Consider the following 17,943-nt stretch of genomic DNA (forward strand, 5'->3'; position numbering starts at 1 on the left):
CTTTCAGCGGGCTGGCAAAAACTTGGCCGGATCGACTGGCTTGCCCTGCCGGCGCACCTCGAAGTGCAGCTTGACGCGGTCGGCATCGGTGTTGCCCATCTCGGCGATCTTCTCGCCCTTGCGCACTTTCTGGTCTTCTTTGACCAGCAGCTTCTGGTTGTGGGCGTAGGCCGTCAAGAAGGTGTTGTTGTGTTTCAGAATGATCAGGTTACCGTACCCGCGTAGACCGGCACCAGCGTAAACCACTTGACCATCTGCGGATGCCATCACGGCATCACCGGCCTTGCCCGCAATGTCCAGCCCTTTGTTCTTCGACTCGTCAAAGCCACCAATCAATGTGCCATTCGAGGGCCAGATGAAACCCAGCCCCTCGTCGGCAACGGCAGCGGGAGGATTGACAGGCGCGGGCTTGGTGGATGTGGTGGCCGCGGGCATTTCTGCGCTCGAAGTGACGGGCCGCACCACGACGCCCGAAGCTTCGACCGCAGCGCCTGGGGGCGCGACCCGCAAGACCTGCCCCACCTCAATCACATCGGGATTGCTGAGGTTGTTCCAACGTGTCAAATCGCGCTTGGACTGACCGTGCTCCAAACCGATGCGGGTCAGGGTCTCACCGCGCTGGACGGTGTAATAGCCCGGTTTGCCGGCATTTTCTGCACCGGGCAAAACCTTGACAGGGGCCGCAGCCGCGTCGACAACGCCGGCGCCCGTTCGCGAACTGGCGATGCGGTCTTCAACGGGCGCCATGACACGAGGGGCCGAGGAGCAGCCCACCAAAACAGCAGATCCGATCGTTAATGCGACAAAGCATGAGATGCGTTGAAGTTCAATCATGAATTCTTTCATTTAAGCAACGCCTGATTTTAGAGGCACAAAATGAACCGCTTCCAACACCTGATGATCAAATCCCCCTGCGGTCCTATGGATCACCACCAAAGCCTGATGACCTGCCGGCGTGATCGTCGGCGCCACCAATCGACCGCCAACAGCCAACTGGTCCAGCCAAGCCTGGGGCACGGATTCACCGCCAGCCGCAGAGATGATGCCTGCGTATGGCCCACCTTTGGGGTAGCCCAGCATGCCATCGCCAAAAATCAAATGGACATTGTGCAAGCGCAAAGGACGCAAATTTTCTCGCGCTTTTTCGTGCAAGCCGCGCAGGCGCTCAATGCTGTAAACCTCTGTGGCCACATGGCTCAACACCGCAGCTTGGTAGCCGCACCCTGTGCCGATCTCCAGAATGCGGCCCAATTTGCCCGAAACGCCCTCACGCATCAACTCGATCATGCGGGCCACCACATTGGGCTTGGAGATGGTCTGCCCTAAGCCAATCGGCAAACTGGTGTCTTCATAGGCTTGCACTGCCAAGGCGGTTTCCACAAAACGATGGCGCTCAACCAAGCCCATGGCCTGCAGCACCATCGGGTCTTGCAAACCCTGAGCGGCCAATTTGCTGACCATGCGGGCTCGCAAAGGACTGTAATCCATGCCCAGGCCAGAGCTCAATGGCGGCGATCTGTGCGCAAGCGAGGCGCCAGCCACAGCCTTGCTGGGCAAAGGCTTAGGCTTGGGCATGGCCACAGGTCTTTGAGCGCCCACAACGGGCGCCGGGGTACGGGTGGTGCGTGGCGCCCCAAGTGCGGGCAATTTGGCCGGGAAACCGGGGCGCTGACTCATGCAGGCTCCGTCACATGCAAACGTTCAAATGCGCGCGACCAAAGGTCAAGCGACTGGTGTTCGGTCAAATCCACCTTCAGTGGCGTGACCACCATGTGCCCCAGTTTGGCCGCATGAAAGTCTGTGCCTTCACTGTCATCCATCGCAGGCCCTGCGTTGCCAATCCAGTACATGGTCTGGCCACGGGGGTCCACCTGCGTGATCACCGGCTCTGCCGCATGGCGGCGGCCCAAACGACACAACTGAGGTGCACGGATCTGATCCAGGGGCAAATTTGGAATGTTCACATTCAATAACCACGGCTGTGCATGGAGCAAATCGCCGGACTGCATTTGGGCGATCAGCTGTTTGACCTTTTGGGCGGCAGCATCCACATGGGCCCAGCCTTTTTCAATTTGCGAAACAGCGATGGCCGGGATCCCGAACAAATAGCCCTCCATCGCAGCGCCCACGGTACCCGAATACAAGGTGTCATCGCCCATGTTGGCACCGTTGTTGATGCCGGAGACCACCAGATCAGGTCGGTAGCCGAGCAAACCCGTCAAAGCAATGTGCACGCAATCGGCGGGCGTGCCATTGACATATCGAAAGCCATTGTCAGCGCGGTTCACGTACAACGGGGTGTGCAAAGTCAGCGCGTTCGATTTGGCGCTGTTGTTGTGCTCGGGCGCGACCACCTCCACATCGGCGATGGTCTTGAGCGCTTCATAAAGCGCGACGATCCCCTCTGCGCGAAAGCCATCGTCGTTCGAGATGAGAATTTTCATGTGGGGTTCCAGTGTGGTCTCCAATTGTAGAGGGCCCTCCTCTGGCGAATGACACAAAAAATGCAGCGAAATACCGGTCGCTCGGGGGACATAAATTCAGCACCGCCATCCCTACCATCGTCCACAGTCCAAAACACGCACCTCAGGAGACATTGAATGCACGCATGGCTTTGCGAAAACCCCATTGGCGTTGACGCGCTGACCTGGAAAGAACTGCCCACCCCCACACCCGCGGCGGGTCAGGTATTGCTCAAAATTGAGGCGGCCAGCCTCAATTTTCCAGACCTCTTGATCGTTCAAAACAAGTACCAGATGAAGCCCGAGCTGCCTTTCGTGCCGGGTTCTGAATACGCGGGCGTTGTCGAAGCCGTGGGCGAAGGCGTCACCCACCTGAAAGTCGGCCAATCGGTGGCATGCCTGTCGGGCACCGGCGGATTTGGCACCCACACCCTGGCTCCCGCCAAGCTGTGCATGCCGCTGCCTGCAGGCTTTCCAGCCGTCGATGCGGCCGCGTTCATCATGACCTACGCCACCTCGCACCATGCGCTGGTGGATCGTGCCGCCCTCAAGTCGGGCGAAACAGTGTTGGTGCTGGGCGCCGCAGGCGGCGTGGGCACGGCGGCCATCCAGATCGCCAAAGCGATGGGGGCCAAAGTGATCGCGGCCGCATCGACCGATGAAAAATGCGCTTTGTGCAAAACCTTGGGCGCAGACGCCACCATCAACTACAGCACCGAAAACCTGCGCGAAGCCCTCAAGACCTTGACCGAAGGCAAAGGGCCCGATGTGATTTACGACCCGGTGGGCGGCGAGTTTGCAGAACCGGCTTTCCGCTCCATCGCTTGGCGCGGCCGTTATCTGGTGGTGGGCTTTGCAGGTGGCCCTATTCCAACCCTGCCCCTGAATTTACCTTTGCTCAAAGGCGCTTCTTTGGTGGGTGTGTTCTGGGGCGACTTCGCCCGCCGCGAACCCCAGGCCAATGCCGCCATGATGGCCGAGCTGGCCCAGTGGTACGGCCAAGGCAAGATCAAACCCGTGATTGACAGCACCATGCCCATGGCCGACCTGAAGGCAGCATATGCCCACATGGGTTCACGTGGCGTGAAGGGCAAGCTGGTGATGGTCAACTGATCCTCGCCAAGCCAAGAAAAAAGCCCTTGCATTGCTGCAAGGGCTTTTTTTATTTGGGGTGGCTGATGGGGCTCGAACCCACGACAACAGGAATCACAATCCTGGACTCTACCAACTGAGCTACAGCCACCGTAGAAACGAAATTATAACCTGAACTTCAGCGCTTTTCCGCAGCTTCGGCACGCTGGCTCTGAGGTTTTTCAATCAGGATTTCTGCCTTGAGCTGCTGCTTCAGATAGGTCAGGTAGGCTTGGCCTTCAGCCTGGCCCCACAACTGGGTCATCTGCTGGCGGCTTTGGGCCAATTGCTGGGCCGAGGAGGCATCGCGCGGCACCAGTTTGTTCACACGGGCCACCACAAAGCCTTGCGTGCCCAGATCCACACCCACCAAAGCAGGCAAACGCGCAGGATCAGCACGCAACACCGCATCCACCACGGCTTGCGCTTGGCCTTGTGTTTGGTCGCGCGAGACGATCACAGCGGCTCCCACTTGGGCTTGCGCGGCTTGGTCTTTCCAGGAGGCCAATTTGGCTTGGCCTTCGGCTTTGGCCAAGTCGGCAGATTTTTCAACCACGTACTGACGGCGCACTTCGTCCTTGACTTCGGCAAATGGACGAACAGCGGCCGGACGGTAAGCCACGATGCGGGCAGACACGAGGGTGTTGGGGGCCACTTCCACAGCCGCTGTGTTGCGACGCTTGCTCACCGACTCTTCCGCAAACAAGGTTTGCAGCAATTTGGCGTTGGCCAAAACGCCCTGTGCACCTGCAGCCGGCGTGCGGGTCAAGCCCTGGGCTTTTTGAACGGTCAACTTCAGACGATCGGCTGTGGGCTTGAAGCTTTCGGCCTGCTCGTAAACGCTGTTGCTGAAGGTTTCGGCCTGCTCGGCAAATTGGCGCTGGGCTTGCTGCTTGCGCAAGTCGGCCTCCAATTGAGGGCGCATGGATTCAAAGCTGGGCGCTTTGGGGGCTTTGATGTCGGTCAATTCAATGATGTGAAAGCCGAACTCCGACTCCACCACATCGCTGATGTCGCCCTTCTTCAAGGCAAAGGCCGCATCTTCAAACGCTTTGACCATGGCGCCTTTGGCGAAGAAGTCCAGATCGCCACCTCTGGTGGCAGAGCCTGTGTCTTGCGAATTTTTGCGGGCCACATCGGCAAAGGATTTGGGACTCTTGCGAACGGCAGCCAACAATTCCTCCGCTTTGGCCTTGGCCTTGGCACGGTCAGCGGCAGGAGCGTCCTTGGCTGCGTTGATCAGGATGTGGCTGGCGCGGCGCTCTTCCTTGCCCGCCAGACGCTGCACGTTTTGTTCGTAATACGTTTTCAGGTCTTGCTCGGGCAGGCTGATGCTCTTTTGCAAAGATGCCGTGTCCAGCACCAGGTATTCAATGTCGGCGCTTTCCACCGAGCGGAAACGCTCGGACTGGGCTTGGTAAAACTTTTCCAGATCCGCATCGGCCACTTGAACCTTGGCGGCGAAATCGGCAGGCGTCCATTTCTGGATCTGGATTTCACGGCGCTGCAAATACGCATTCAAAGCGGTATCGGTTTGGCTTTGCGAGGCCACCACGGATTGCTGCAAGCCGCCCATCACTTGCTGGGCCGACAAGTCCTGGCGGACTTTGGCTTCCAGCATTTCAGGCGTCATGCCCTGGCTGGCGGCCAGTTGGCGGTAGCGCTCCATGTCCAGCTTGCCATCGGCGCCGCGCAAACCGGCAATCGAAGGATCTTGTTGCAGATAACGGGCCAGACGCTGATCGCTGGTGATCAGCAATTGCTTGTCGGCCGCCGCCGCGATCACGCGGTCATTGACCATGCGCTCCAAGGTGGCGTAACGGGCCTCGACAGAGTCCAGCAGTTTGGGATCCAGATTGGGCACTGAGGCGCGGATGCGCTCGACTTCGCGTTGATGTGCCGCATCCCATTCACCTTGCGTGATCTTGTTGCCCGCCACTTTGGCCACAGGCGCACCTTGGTCTGAAAAGCGGCTGTAGCTGTCCATACCGAACAAGACAAAGGACGGAATGACCAGCAAAAACAGCAATCCCATCAAAATTTTGGAGTGATTGCGGATGGAATCAAACATGTTCGAAGTCTCGGTTTATCAATAAAAAAGGCGAACAACCTGTTCGCCTTTACTTTTTGTGGTGGTGGGCGCTGACGGTCTCGAACCGCCGACCTACTCCGTGTAAAGGAGCCGCTCTACCAACTGAGCTAAGCGCCCCACCTGAAAAAAGTGAAATCAGTTCAAAGCATCCTTGAGGGCTTTACCTGGACGGAACTTTGGCACCTTGGCAGACTTGATTTTAATCGCAGCGCCGGTGCGTGGATTGCGACCGGTACGGGCAGCACGTTTGCCCACGGCAAAAGTACCGAAACCCACCAAAGAAACCGTACCGCCCTTTTTCAAGGTTGTGCGCACAGCACCGATAGTGGCTTCCAGAGCGCGGCCCGCAGCGGCTTTGGACAGGTCGGCTTGTTTTGCAATGTGTTCGATCAATTCAGTTTTGTTCACAAGAAACCTCTTGAAATGGCATGACCGGTCTACCCGGCGTTTGGACTGAAAAATGACTTGGCAACCATGAGCGCCAAGTCAAAATGTATTCGGCAATTGGCCTGTGAACATTAAAGCCAGCCCCTGTGGGCCTGTCAATCCAATGTCAGACAGCAAACCATGTTGCGGCACGAATTCTAGCCGTGAAAACAGTGGTCAGTTATTGCCACATTGATATTTTTTGCCGGGTCAGCCGCCTGTCATGAAGACAAAAACAATCATGCTCACAAGGCCTGCGCAATGGCTTTGCCGACATCCGATGTGTTGGCGGTACCCCCCAAATCGGGCGTGCGGGGTGCACCACTGCCTGGGGCCAAGACCTTCTCGATCGCGGCAAGCACACCGTCGTGCGCCGCCTTGTAGCCCAGGAACTCCAGCATCATGGCACCACACCAGATCTGACCGATCGGATTCGCAATGCCTTTGCCCGCGATGTCTGGGGCCGAGCCGTGAACGGGCTCGAACAAAGAGGGGAACAAACGGTCGGGGTTCAGGTTGGCACTGGGCGCGATGCCAATCGTGCCTGTGCAGGCCGGGCCCAGATCACTCAGGATGTCGCCAAACAGGTTGCTGGCCACCACCACATCAAAGAAGTCGGGGCGCTGCACAAAGTGCGCGGTCAGGATATCGATGTGGAACTTGTCGACGTTGATGCCAGGATAGGCCTTGGCCATCTCGGCCACGCGCTCGTCCCAGTAAGGCATGGTGATGGCGATGCCGTTGGACTTGGTGGCGCTGGTCAGGTGCTTTTTGGGGCGCGTTTGTGCCAGCTCAAAAGCAAATTTCAGCACGCGGTCAACACCGATGCGGGTCATGATGGATTCCTGCATCACGATCTCGCGCTCGGTACCGGGGAACATGCGGCCGCCCACGCTGGAGTACTCGCCCTCGGTGTTCTCACGAACGATGTACATATCGATCTCGCCGGGCTCGCGGCGGCTGCCGTCCTTGCGCACCACGGGGGCGATGATGCCGGGCATCAGGCGCGCCGGGCGCAGGTTGATGTACTGGTCAAACTCGCGGCGGAACAAAAGCAGCGAGCCCCACAGCGACACATGGTCGGCGATTTTCTCGGGCCAGCCCACCGCGCCAAAGTAAATGGCGTCGTGACCACCGATCTGGTCTTTCCAGTTGTCGGGGAGCATCTTGCCGTGCTTTTCGCAATAGTCCCAGCTCGAAAAATCGAAGTGGTCAAACTGCAAGTCAATGCCGAATTTACGGGCTGCCGCGTCCATCACGCGCAGGCCTTCGGGCATGACTTCTTTGCCAATGCCATCGCCTGCGATGACGGCGATGCGGTGTTTCTTGCTCATGGGGTGCTCCTTGTCAATGAGACGGTTCAGTGTGTGAAAAATTCTTGCGCTTGGGCAATCACTTGCTCAGGGGCTTCTTCGGCCAGATAGTGGCCGCAATCGAGCGCGCACCCTGTCACTTGGGCAGCGCGTTCGCGCCACAGGGCCAGCACATCAAAGCAACGCCCGACCGCGCCATGCTGCCCCCACAGCACCCGAAGGGGTTGTAGCAACTGACGGCCTGCGGCCACATCGGCGCGGTCGTGTTCCAAGTCCAGCGAGGCGCTGGCGCGGTAGTCTTCGGCAATCGATCGGGCGGTGCCCGGCAATGCTGCACAGCGTTCGTATTCGGCCAGCGCTTCGGGGGCAAATGCCGCCAAGCCTGCATAGCGGGCCCCCATCACACCGCGCACATAACGGGCCGGGTCCGATTCAATCAGGGCTTCGGGCAAAGGGGGTGGCTGGATCATGAAAAACCAATGCCAATAGGCACGGGCAAACGCTTCGCTGGTGTTTTCATACATCGCCAATGTCGGCGCAATGTCGAGCAGCAGCAGGCGCTTGACGGCATCGGGTGCATCGGCCGCCAGCCGGTGGGCCACCCGGGCACCCCGGTCGTGGGCCAACACATCAAAGCGTTCAAACCCATGGGCTTTCATCACCGCCAGGGCGTCCAGCGCCATCTCGCGCTTGCTGTGGTTGTGGTGGGCGGCATCGGCCTCAAGGCGCGAAGAATCGCCGTAGCCACGCAAGTCCATCAGCACCACGCGGTGCGTCTGCGCCAACACGGGCGCCACACGGTGCCACATGGCCATGCTTTGCGGGTGACCGTGCAACAACAAAACTGGCGTCCCCGCCCCTGCGGCGCGGGTGTGCAGCTGCACGCCTTGGCGTTCGACCGTGAGCGGGGTGAAAGTTTCCAACATGACCCGAGCTTAGCGCTCAAAACAGCAATAATCCGGCAATTGATTATTCACAATAAGAAAACAATTGGACCGTTCAGACCTTGAATTGACCTTGGCCGTGCGACAGCACGGCAGCCTCAGCAAAGCCGCTCGGGCATTGCAACTGGCGCCACCCGTGGTGACCAAGCGCTTGTCTGCACTGGAAGCCGATTTGGGAGTGCGGCTGTTTCAGCGCACCACCCGCCGCGTAAGCCCCACCACCGAAGGCCACGCCCTGTGCGACCGCGCGGCCCAGTTGCTGCAAGGCTTTGCCGCGATTGAAGACGAGCTGCGCGAACGCCAAAGCGAGCCCTCCGGCCCCATCCGCATGGTCAGCAGTTTTGGTTTTGGCCGCTTGTGGCTGGGGCCGCTGCTCGCCGAATTCCAGCAACGCTACCCGGCCGTACAGATCGAATTGCAGCTCTCCGAACGCTTGCCCGATCTGGCCAACGAGGGGTTTGATGCCGCCATCTGGCTGTGGAATCCGCCTGCACACATCGCCGCCGAGTGGATCTCGCGCAAGCTGGCGCCCAACCAAAGGGTGCTGGCGGCTGCCCCAGCCTACCTGCGGCAACACGGCATGCCCACGGCACCCGAACAACTCACGCAGCACCAATGTCTGGTGGTGCGCGAGAACGGCGGTGAAACCGGACAAGGCCAGCGTTTTGACGAATGGCGACTGACGCGTGAAGGCTTTGCACGGCCCTTGCACATCCCGGTCAAGGGACCGCTGTCCAGCAACTCAGGCGAAATGGTGCGCGACTGGTGCCTGGCCGGTCAGGGCATCATGCTGCGCAGTTTGTGGGACATTGCGCCGCTGCTGGCGACCGGCCAGTTGGTGAGGGTCTTGCCGGACTGCGCCATGCACGATGCGCACATCCACTGGCTGGCGCCCTACCGCTCGCAGATGCCCTTGCGCATCCGACTGCTGCAGGAATTTTTGGCCGACCGGTTCCGTGAGGAACCGTGGAAAGTGCTCAGCTCCGGGCGGGCCGCACCACGAGGCTGACGCCCAGCGCCGTCAAAGCGGTGCCCGCAATCGTCGCGGCGGTGATGGTCTCGCCAAACAACAACCAGGCCATCATGGCCGTGGTCGGCGGCACCAAGTACATCAGGCTGGTGACAGACGCCGCCGCACCGCGCTGGATCAGGATGTACAGCAAGGAGCTGCCCCCCAAGGTCAAGCCCAGAACCGCCCAGGCCATGGCGCCGATCGATTCGGCATTCCATTGGATGATCTCAGGCTCTGCCAGCGCCAAAGGCAGGGTCACCAGCGAGGCGGCCAACAACTGCACGGCATTGGCCGAGCGGACATCGCAAGGCTGCACAAACCGTTTTTGGTAGAGGGTGCCAATCGTGATGCTGAACATTGCCCCGATGGCAAACGCCATGTTGACCGGTGTCACATGGTCCATGGCCGAGCCCAAAGTCAGCTTGCGCCAAACCACCATCAACAGCCCGGCAAAGCCCAACGTGAGACCCGCCCACTGGCGCGGCGTCACGCCGGGCTGGCCCGAACTGCGCAAGCTCCAGGACAACCAGATCGCGGTCAGCACCGGCTGAAAACCCACAATCAGCGAAGACAAACCCGAGCCCATGCCCGCCTTGACAGCGGCCCATACGCCGCCGAGGTAGCCCGCATGCATCAAGACACCCGTGACCGCCAGATGCAGCCATTGCGCACGGTCACGCGGCCAGGCCACGCGGGCCAGGCCAATCCAGATCAGGAAACAGACGATTGACAAGAAGTAGCGCACCAGCAAAAAGCTCAATGGCGGGGCATGTGGCATGCCGTATCGGGCCACGATGAACCCAGTGCTCCAGATCAGCACGAAGACGACCGGCATGGCTTTGATCCAGGCCGTCGTCTGAGAGCGTGAGTTCATTTGACCCGTGCCCGGATTTCAGGCAGGGCCTTTTGCATGTAATAAACCATCGACCAAATCGTCAGCACCGCAGCGATCAGGATCAACACGGCGCCCCAGTCGCGGGTGTCGATCACGCCGAACAACACGCCGTCATAAAGCAAGAAAGGAATGGCCACCATCTGCACCGTGGTCTTGAGCTTGCCCACCATGTGCACGGCCACACTTTTGCCCGCACCGATCTGGGCCATCCACTCGCGCAACGACGAAATCGCGATTTCACGGCCAATGATGACCAGCGCAATCAACACATGCACCCGGTTCATGTGCACCAGCACCAGCAAAGCCGCGCAGACCAGAAACTTGTCGGCCACCGGGTCGAGGAAAGCGCCAAAGGCAGATGCTTGGTTGAGCTTGCGGGCCAGGTAACCATCCAACCAATCGGTGATGGCAAACACCACAAACATCGAAGTGGCGATCAGGTTCTGCGTGGCCATGGTCAAACCCGGCCAGTAATACACCCCCACGATCAATGGAATCGCGACGATGCGCGTCCAGGTCATGATGGTTGGAATCGTGAAAAACATGGCTCTCATTGTGGCACGGCTATTTGGTGTTTCTCTGACAAGCGGGCGACCTTCAATGCAAGGCCTGGTAAATGGTTTCGGCCAACTCGCGTGAAATACCCTCGACACCCGCCAAGTCCTCCACGCTCGCGCCCTCCACACCGCGCACGCCGCCAAAGCGCTGCAACAGGCGAGCGCGCTTGCGCGGACCAATGCCGGGGATCTCTTCGATCTTGCTGCCGCCCATGCGCACCTTGGCCCGCTGGGCCCGCATGCCCGTGATGGCAAAGCGGTGCGCCTCGTCACGGATTTGCGCGACCAGCATCAGCGCGGCCGAATCCTTGCCTAAGTACACCTTCTCGCGACCATCGGCAAACACCAGCTCTTCCAGACCCACCTTGCGGCCCTCGCCTTTTTCGACGCCCACGATGTGCGACAAGTCCAGCCCCAGCTGGGTGAACACTTCGCGGGCCATGGACACCTGGCCCTTGCCGCCATCGATCAGCACCAAGTCGGGCAAACGGGCCATGCCCTCGGCCGAGCGCATGGCCTCGGCCAGCTTGCCATAGCGGCGCATCAGCACCTGGCGCATGGCGGCGTAATCGTCGCCGGGTGTAATGCCCTCGATGTTGTAGCGGCGGTACTCGCTGCTTTGCATCTTGTGCTGGCGAAACACCACGCAAGACGCTTGCGTGTTCTCGCCCGCCGTGTGCGAGATGTCAAAGCACTCGATGTGCAGCGCATCCAGATCGTCTGGTGCCAGGTCCAGCGCATCGGCCAGTGCCCGGGTGCGGGCCTGCTGCGAGCCCTCTTCGGCCAACAAACGCGCCAGCTGGATGTCGGCGTTTTTCTCGCTCATCTCCAGCCACACCCGGCGCTGCTCGCGCGGGTTGTGCACGGCCGACACCTTGTAGCCCGCCTGCTGCGACAGTGCATCGACCAAGGTCTTATCCACCGCCACGCTGGTGATCAGGGCCGCCGGCACCGGAATGCCGATGTAATGCTGCACCAAAAAAGCTTCGAGCACCTGCACATCGACTGGACGGGCGACTTGATCCTCGTCGTCCACCGCCTGCAAGGCATGGGCGTCCTCCACATGCGCGGGAAAGTAAGCCCGATCCCCCAAATGCCGCCCGCCGCGCACCATGGCCAGGTTCACGCAAGCGCGCCCGCCCTGCACACGCACCGCCAGAATGTCCACATCGGTGTCGGTGCCCGTGTCCACCGACTGCTGGTGCAAGACCTTGGACAGCGCCGACATCTGGTTGCGCACCTCGGCAGCCAGCTCAAATTCCAGCCGGTCGGCGTGCGCCATCATGCGCGCTTCCATCTCCTGCAGCAGGGTCTGGGTTTCGCCTTTCAAAAAACGTTCGGCGTTTTTCACATCGTCGGCATAGGCCTGCGGTCCGATCAAATTCACACACGGGCCAGAGCAACGCTTGATCTGGTACAGCAAACAAGGGCGGCTGCGGTTGGCAAACACCGTGTCTTCGCAGGTGCGCAGGCGAAACACTTTTTGCAAAAGCTGGATCGTCTCCTTGACCGCCCAGGCACTCGGAAAAGGCCCGAAATAACGGTGCTTCTTTTCCACCACGCCCCGGTAATACGCCACGCGGGGGAAAGTTTGGGGCTCGGGCGCTCCGTCCACCGCCTTCAAAAACAGCGTGCCGTTGCCCGTGAGCTTGAGGTAGGGGTAAGTCTTGTCGTCCCGAAACAGGATGTTGAAACGCGGGTTCAGCGTCTTGATCAGGTTGTTTTCGAGCAGCAGCGCCTCGGCCTCGGAGCGCACCACCGTGGTCTCCATGCGGGCGATCTTGCTGACCATGTGGCCAATGCGCGTGCCGCCGTGGTCCTTCTGAAAATAGCTGGACACCCGCTTTTTGAGCTGCTTAGCCTTGCCCACATACAGCACATTGCCCTGCGCATCAAAGTAGCGGTAAACCCCCGGCAAAGCCGGGAGCGCAGCCACCTGGGCCAGCAAAGATTCGTCGTGTGCCGCTGTCATGGCGCGTATTGTGACGGTGAAACACTTTGCCCCGACAATCTCCTCCCATGAAGACGCACCGCCTCTGGGACATTTTTTGCACCGTCATCGACAACCACGGCGACTTGGGCGTGTGCTGGCGCCTGACTCGCCAGCTGCTGGCCCAAGGCCAATCGGTGCGCCTGTGGGTGGACGACGCCTCGGCCCTCAGTTGGATGGCCCCTGACGCCCACGCCCTGCCCCACTTGCAAGTGCTGCCCTGGGCCGCCGCCAGCCAAAGCGACATGCTGAAAAGCTTGAAGCCGGCCGACGTGTGGATCGAAGCCTTTGGCTGCACACTGCCCGAAGCCTTCGTTGCCCACGGTGTGTCGACTCGCCAGCACCAACCCGCCTGGACCAACCTCGAATACCTGAGCGCCGAAGACTGGGTGCCCCGCATGCACAAGATGCCTTCGCCCGTGATGAGCGGCCCGGCCAAAGGTTGGACCAAAACCTTCTTTTATCCCGGCTTCACTGAGGACACCGGTGGCCTGCTGCGCGAAACCGATTTGCTGGAACGGCAACAGCGCTTTGACCGCCAAGCTTGGCGCAAGCAACACGCCCCAAAGCTGGCACCGGACGGCCTGCTGATCAGCCTGTTTTGCTACGAACCCGCCGCTCTGCCCCAGCTCTTGCAACAACTGGTGGGCACACCCCACCACCTGCTGGTCACCCCAGGCCGGCCGCTGGCGGCGGTGCAACAAGCACTGGCCCACATGCCTGTACATCCCAGCTGGAGCGCCCTGCCCTACACCGACCAAAACGGCTTCGACGAAATGCTCTGGGCCTGCGACCTGAACTTTGTGCGCGGCGAAGACTCGCTGGTGCGAGCGCTGTGGGCAGGCGAGCCCTTCATCTGGCACATTTACCCGCAAGACGACAACGCGCACCATGACAAGTTGGAGGCATTTTTAGGGTGGATGCAGGCACCGGAAAGCCTGAGAACGGCGCATCGGGTTTGGAACGGCATTGAAAACACGGCTTGGCCCACATTGAGCACCGAAACCCGCGAGACTTGGTCCGCCTGTGCCACAGCAGCTCGCGCCGGACTGCTCACTCAAAACGCGTTGCACGCCCAACTCATGAACTTTGTTCCAACCCAGACGACTAACGCCTGACTTCAGCTGCAGGGATAATCCCGCCCCATGACCCTCATCGACACTCTCTTCCCAACCTTATTCCCGTTTGGCTGGCAGCACTACCTGCTGGGCGGCCTCACCATTGGCGCTGGCGTGGCGCTGCTTTATTTGTTCAACGGCTGGGTCGGTGGCATGAGCACCGTGTTTTCCAGCAGCTGGTCCTTGGTGTCCAAACGCGCCTTCTTTCAGCAAGAGCGCTTTCTCAATTCGCGCAGCTGGCGTCTGGTTTACGCCGTGGGCGTGGTGCTGGGCGCGCTGGTCTGGCGCTTTGCGCTGGCAGGTGGCGAGGCACAACACACCAGCGTGCCGGTGTGGCAATTGCTGATCGGCGGTTTTCTGGTTGGCTACGGCGCACGGCTGGGCAATGGCTGCACCTCGGGGCACGGCATTTGCGGGCTGGGCTCGCTGCAGTTGCCTTCGCTGGGTGCGGTGCTCACCTTCATGGCCACCGCATTTTTGACCGCCAACCTGATGGCCATGGCCACGAAAGGTCTGGCATGAACACCCCCCACATTCAAGCCCACACCCTCAGCTTCCCTAAAGCACTGGTCACTTTGCTGGCAGGTGCCTTGTTTGGTTTTGGCCTGTCGCTGGCCACCATGGTCCAGCCCGAGGTCGTCATCGGCTTTTTGCAGTTCAAGGACTGGGGCCTGATGCTGGTCATGGGCGGCGCTGCGGGCTTGGCCATGTTGGCTTACAAGGGCTTTCCGCGCTGGTTCAATCGCCCTTTGCTGGGCGGTCAGTTTCTGACCCAACCGGCCAGTTGGAACCGCCAAACGGTCATCGGCTCGGCCATTTTTGGCATCGGCTGGGGTTTGTCGGGTGTGTGCCCCGGCCCGGCCATTGCAGCCTTGGGCACGGGCAACACCGACATTTTGTGGGCCTTGGGCGGCATTGTGCTGGGCGGCCTGGCCCATGGCCTGACGGCGCGGGATTGATCCCTTGGCGTTTGCCCCATCAGAAAACCAGGCCCCTCAGGTTAGAATAGAGGGCTTGACCTCAGGTCACCCTTTTTCATTTCAGACTCAATTCCTATGAAAACCGCTCAAGAAATCCGCGTCGGCAACGTCATCATGCACGGCAAAGACCCCATGGTCGTCCTGCGCACCGAATACCAACGCGGCGGCCGTGGCTCGTCCACCGTGCGCATGAAGCTCAAAAGCTTGATCGCCAACTTCGGCACCGAAGTCGTGTTCCGCGCCGACGACAAGATGGACCAGGTCATCTTGGACAAGAAAGAGTGCACCTACTCTTACTTCGCTGACCCCATGTACGTTTGCATGGACACCGAATTCAACCAGTACGAAGTCGAAGCCACCAACATGGGCGACGCTTTGAACTACCTCGAAGACGGCATGGAACTCGAAGTGGTGTTCTACAACGAGAAAGCTATCTCGGTGGAATTGCCCACCAGCGTGGTCCGCGAGATCACCTGGACCGAGCCAGCCGTCAAAGGCGACACATCGGGCAAAGTGCTCAAGCCCGCCAAGATCGCCACCGGCATGGAAGTGCCAGTGCCTTTGTTCGTGGCCCAAGGCGACAAGATCGAAATCGACACCCGCACCGGCGAATACCGCAAGCGCGTCTGATCTTCCGATCGGCCTGAAAAGAAAGCCCCGCAAGGGGCTTTTTTCATGGGCGTTCAGCCATCGCCATGGCACGCCAGCTCCAGCGCTGGATGCACAATGGCGGCATGCAATCGACCTCCAACCTCAAGTCCCCTTCCATCCCCCACGCTTGGGCTGAAACCCAAACCGATTTTCACGATGCCGGCTGGCTGGAGCCGCAAGCAGAACGTCTGGCTTTTGCCGACCCTGAATTCCTCTTGCGCCGCGAAACCCGTGGCGTACGCTTGCAACTGGAAATGCTCAAGCCCGATCTGGCCCAGACCGAAGCTGGCATTGAGCACACCGTGGTGGTGTTTGGCAGCGCACGTTTCACCGACATGGCCACCGCGCAGGCCCGACTCCAGGCCGCCCAGCAAACGGCTGAGGCCCCCGCCATTGCGCAGGCTTTGACGCAAGTGCGCAACGCACAGCACTACGAAAAAGCCCGCACCTTTGCCCAGCTGGTCGCCCGGTCCTGCTGTAGCCTTCCCCAAGACGAAAAGCTCTACATCTGCACGGGCGGCGGCCCCGGCATCATGGAAGCAGCCAACCGAGGCGCACACGAAGTGGGCATGCCCTCGGTGGCACTGAACATCGCTTTGCCACACGAGCAGCACCCCAACCCCTATGTCACGCCGGATCTGAGCTTCAAGTTCCACTACTTTGCGCTGCGCAAAATGCACTTCATGATGCGCGCCAAAGCTTTGGTCGCCTTTCCGGGCGGCTTTGGGACGCTCGATGAATTGTTCGAGGTGATGACCTTGGTGCAAACCCGCAAGGCCCGCCGAGTGCCGATCTTGTTGTTTGGCACCGATTACTGGACGCGGCTGATCAACATGGACGTGCTGGTGGATGAAGGCACGATTTCCGCCGAAGACCTCCAGCTGTTCCGCTACGTGGACACACCCGAAGCCGCCTGGAAAGCCATTTGCGACTTCTACCAGCTGAATGTGCCAGAGGCCTGAAGACAAGGAAGGATCGGCAAACACCATGTCCGGCAGACCAACCCTGTGTCACCCCGAACCAACCCTGTATCACCCCGAACCAACCCTGTGTCGCCCAGAACCAAGCTCGTGTCACTCCGGACTGCCACCTTGTCACCCCGGACTTGATCCGGGGTCCATCAGGAAACACCTGGATGCCGGATCAAGTCCGGGATGACCAGCCCTCTCAAGCTCTTGGACTCATGTGTCCGTGCGGGCGCAGCTTGAAGGCCGACTTGGCCCCCAGTCCCACCGCCGCACCCACCACCCAGAACACCGGGGCCACGCCCGCAATGGCCCCTGCTGCGCCAAACAGCATGGGCATCAGCACGCTGGAGGCGTTGATGCTCATCAAGCGCAGGCCCAGCGCCTCGCCCTGACGGTGCACAGGCGTGATCTGGTGCAAGGTGCTCATGATCATGGGCTGCACCGCACCCAGCACCAAGCCCAGCAACACTGAACACGCACCCATGGCCCAGGGCGTGGACATGAAGGGGTAGGCCCCAAACAAGGCCGCCGTGCACACCATGGAGGTGGTGATGATCTGGTACTCGTGCAGATGGCGCGAGACCCAAGGCAGGCAAATTCGAATGATGGCCGCGGCGACCGCAAAAGAGCCCAAGATGGTGCCCACCACCGAAGCGCTCAAACCGCGCTCGTGTCCCAGCAAGGGCACCACGAAGGTGTGCACATCCCAGCAGGAAGACAGCAACCAGTTGACCCCCAGCAAGCGCAGCATCAAGGGCTGGTGCAACAAATCCAGCACATGCTTTTTTTCTTTGGGGCCTTCAAGCACGGGTGACGTCTTTTCGCGCACATGGCGCACACACAGCAAAGTGAGCAAAGGCAACAAGGCCATGAGCAAAAACGCAAACCGAAAGCCCGTTTCGTGCGCACGCGCTGGCCCGGCAAAGTCGATCATCAAGCCCGCCAGCACGGGCCCCAAAAAATTGGAAATGGCCGGACCGATCGAGAGCCAGCTGAAAGCACTTTTCAGCTCGGAAGGCCCATGGGCCAAACGGCCCACATGGCGCTGCAAGGCAATGACCGCCATGCCGGTGGCGCCGCCCGAGGCCAAGGCGCTCACGCACAACATGGGAAAGATGGGCCAAATCGCCGACAGGCTCACACCGATGAAGGCGATGGCCACGCTCAAGGTCAAAGGGGCTTTCAAGCCTTTACGGTCGGCGTAACGCCCTGCCGGCAAAGCCAGAAACACCTGGGTCAATGCAAACAAGGCCAGCAAGGCCCCCACCGCCATGGCGCTGAAGCCCTGCTGCAAAGCCAGCAAGGGCACGGCCATGCGGGTGCCCGCCATGCAGGCGTGCAGAAAAATTTGCCCGGCAATCAGGCGCGTGAGTTCGCTCTTCATGCCACGCGCCTCATGCCCAG

18 protein-coding genes and 2 tRNA genes are annotated in these 17,943 nt (G+C 60.2%); 7 read left to right on the top strand and 13 right to left on the bottom strand.

All coding sequences use genetic code 11. From position 1 onward, the window contains the following. Nucleotides 1-3: 3 nt before the first annotated feature. Genes B9Z43_RS03980 through surE form a run of 3 tightly spaced genes read right to left on the bottom strand, consistent with a single transcriptional unit; the run spans nucleotide 4 to nucleotide 2,444 of the window. Nucleotides 4-834 (bottom strand): peptidoglycan DD-metalloendopeptidase family protein, encoded by an 831-nt coding sequence (locus B9Z43_RS03980; RefSeq protein ID WP_108323270.1) that lies wholly within the window; start codon nucleotides 832-834, stop codon nucleotides 4-6. Between the two features lie 12 nt (nucleotides 835-846). Next, nucleotides 847-1,677, bottom strand: coding sequence for a protein-L-isoaspartate(D-aspartate) O-methyltransferase (locus B9Z43_RS03985; RefSeq protein WP_199222239.1), 831 nt, complete (start codon nucleotides 1,675-1,677; stop codon nucleotides 847-849). Beyond that, on the bottom strand, nucleotides 1,674-2,444 hold the full coding sequence (surE, locus tag B9Z43_RS03990; protein WP_108323275.1) for a 5'/3'-nucleotidase SurE: 771 nt from the start codon (nucleotides 2,442-2,444) through the stop codon (nucleotides 1,674-1,676). The genes B9Z43_RS03985 and surE overlap by 4 nt, the downstream gene beginning before the upstream one ends. Nucleotides 2,445-2,600: 156 nt before the next feature. Here surE and B9Z43_RS03995 point away from each other — a divergent pair, with 156 nt between their 5' ends. Beyond that, nucleotides 2,601-3,575: an NADPH:quinone oxidoreductase family protein gene (locus B9Z43_RS03995; protein WP_108322808.1), complete on the top strand. Its 975-nt coding sequence runs from the start codon at nucleotides 2,601-2,603 to the stop codon at nucleotides 3,573-3,575. A 54-nt stretch (nucleotides 3,576-3,629) separates the two neighbouring features. Here the strand turns inward: B9Z43_RS03995 and B9Z43_RS04000 are convergent. The 6 genes from B9Z43_RS04000 to B9Z43_RS04025 form a co-directional block, all read right to left on the bottom strand. Further along, nucleotides 3,630-3,705: transfer RNA gene (locus B9Z43_RS04000), tRNA-His, on the bottom strand. Nucleotides 3,706-3,732: 27 nt separating this feature from the next. Further along, entirely contained in the window at nucleotides 3,733-5,664 is a 1,932-nt protein-coding gene (locus tag B9Z43_RS04005) for a peptidylprolyl isomerase (protein WP_108322809.1), read from the bottom strand. Between the two features lie 62 nt (nucleotides 5,665-5,726). Continuing rightward, a tRNA-Val gene (locus B9Z43_RS04010) sits at nucleotides 5,727-5,802 on the bottom strand. 18 nt (nucleotides 5,803-5,820) lie between these two features. Further along, the gene (locus tag B9Z43_RS04015; protein WP_108322810.1) at nucleotides 5,821-6,093 is read right to left on the bottom strand and encodes an HU family DNA-binding protein; all 273 of its coding nucleotides are present in this window, start codon (nucleotides 6,091-6,093) and stop codon (nucleotides 5,821-5,823) included. 263 nt (nucleotides 6,094-6,356) lie between these two features. Further along, nucleotides 6,357-7,445 (bottom strand): tartrate dehydrogenase, encoded by a 1,089-nt coding sequence (locus B9Z43_RS04020; protein ID WP_108322811.1) that lies wholly within the window; start codon nucleotides 7,443-7,445, stop codon nucleotides 6,357-6,359. A 26-nt stretch (nucleotides 7,446-7,471) separates the two neighbouring features. Next, nucleotides 7,472-8,350 (bottom strand): alpha/beta fold hydrolase, encoded by an 879-nt coding sequence (locus tag B9Z43_RS04025; RefSeq protein WP_108322812.1) that lies wholly within the window; start codon nucleotides 8,348-8,350, stop codon nucleotides 7,472-7,474. A 64-nt stretch (nucleotides 8,351-8,414) separates the two neighbouring features. Between B9Z43_RS04025 and B9Z43_RS04030 the strand changes: the two genes are divergently transcribed. After that, a complete protein-coding gene (locus tag B9Z43_RS04030; protein ID WP_108322813.1) occupies nucleotides 8,415-9,377 on the top strand; it encodes a LysR family transcriptional regulator in 963 nt (320 codons plus the stop codon). On the opposite strand, the gene B9Z43_RS04035 is transcribed toward B9Z43_RS04030, so the two are convergent. Genes B9Z43_RS04035 through uvrC form a run of 3 tightly spaced genes read right to left on the bottom strand, consistent with a single transcriptional unit; the run spans nucleotide 9,346 to nucleotide 12,804 of the window. Continuing rightward, on the bottom strand, nucleotides 9,346-10,254 hold the full coding sequence (locus B9Z43_RS04035; protein WP_108322814.1) for a DMT family transporter: 909 nt from the start codon (nucleotides 10,252-10,254) through the stop codon (nucleotides 9,346-9,348). The genes B9Z43_RS04030 and B9Z43_RS04035 overlap by 32 nt on opposite strands. Then, nucleotides 10,251-10,820, bottom strand: coding sequence for a CDP-diacylglycerol--glycerol-3-phosphate 3-phosphatidyltransferase (gene pgsA / locus B9Z43_RS04040; protein ID WP_108323277.1), 570 nt, complete (start codon nucleotides 10,818-10,820; stop codon nucleotides 10,251-10,253). The genes B9Z43_RS04035 and pgsA overlap by 4 nt, the downstream gene beginning before the upstream one ends. Nucleotides 10,821-10,872: 52 nt before the next feature. After that, nucleotides 10,873-12,804 (bottom strand): excinuclease ABC subunit UvrC, encoded by a 1,932-nt coding sequence (gene uvrC, locus B9Z43_RS04045; protein WP_108322815.1) that lies wholly within the window; start codon nucleotides 12,802-12,804, stop codon nucleotides 10,873-10,875. Between the two features lie 47 nt (nucleotides 12,805-12,851). On the opposite strand from uvrC, the gene earP reads away from it, so the two are divergent. The 5 genes from earP to B9Z43_RS04070 all read left to right on the top strand — a co-directional run bounded on the left by earP (nucleotide 12,852) and on the right by B9Z43_RS04070 (nucleotide 16,533). Then, on the top strand, nucleotides 12,852-13,940 hold the full coding sequence (gene earP / locus B9Z43_RS04050) for an elongation factor P maturation arginine rhamnosyltransferase EarP (RefSeq protein ID WP_108322816.1): 1,089 nt from the start codon (nucleotides 12,852-12,854) through the stop codon (nucleotides 13,938-13,940). A gap of 27 nt (nucleotides 13,941-13,967) precedes the next feature. Beyond that, on the top strand, nucleotides 13,968-14,462 hold the full coding sequence (locus tag B9Z43_RS04055; RefSeq protein WP_108322817.1) for a YeeE/YedE family protein: 495 nt from the start codon (nucleotides 13,968-13,970) through the stop codon (nucleotides 14,460-14,462). Next, nucleotides 14,459-14,899, top strand: a complete 441-nt coding sequence (locus B9Z43_RS04060) for a DUF6691 family protein (RefSeq protein WP_108322818.1) — start codon at nucleotides 14,459-14,461, stop codon at nucleotides 14,897-14,899. The genes B9Z43_RS04055 and B9Z43_RS04060 overlap by 4 nt, the downstream gene beginning before the upstream one ends. A 96-nt stretch (nucleotides 14,900-14,995) precedes the next feature. Continuing rightward, nucleotides 14,996-15,550: an elongation factor P gene (gene efp, locus B9Z43_RS04065; protein WP_108322819.1), complete on the top strand. Its 555-nt coding sequence runs from the start codon at nucleotides 14,996-14,998 to the stop codon at nucleotides 15,548-15,550. Nucleotides 15,551-15,654: 104 nt separating this feature from the next. Then, nucleotides 15,655-16,533, top strand: coding sequence for a TIGR00730 family Rossman fold protein (locus B9Z43_RS04070; RefSeq protein ID WP_108323279.1), 879 nt, complete (start codon nucleotides 15,655-15,657; stop codon nucleotides 16,531-16,533). A gap of 205 nt (nucleotides 16,534-16,738) precedes the next feature. Here the strand turns inward: B9Z43_RS04070 and B9Z43_RS04075 are convergent, their stop codons facing one another. Then, nucleotides 16,739-17,923, bottom strand: a complete 1,185-nt coding sequence (locus tag B9Z43_RS04075) for an MFS transporter (RefSeq protein WP_108322820.1) — start codon at nucleotides 17,921-17,923, stop codon at nucleotides 16,739-16,741. Nucleotides 17,924-17,943 lie beyond the last annotated feature (20 nt).

Origin of the sequence: Limnohabitans sp. MMS-10A-192 (assembly GCF_003063335.1) — a bacterium.
GTDB lineage: Bacteria > Pseudomonadota > Gammaproteobacteria > Burkholderiales > Burkholderiaceae_C > Limnohabitans_A.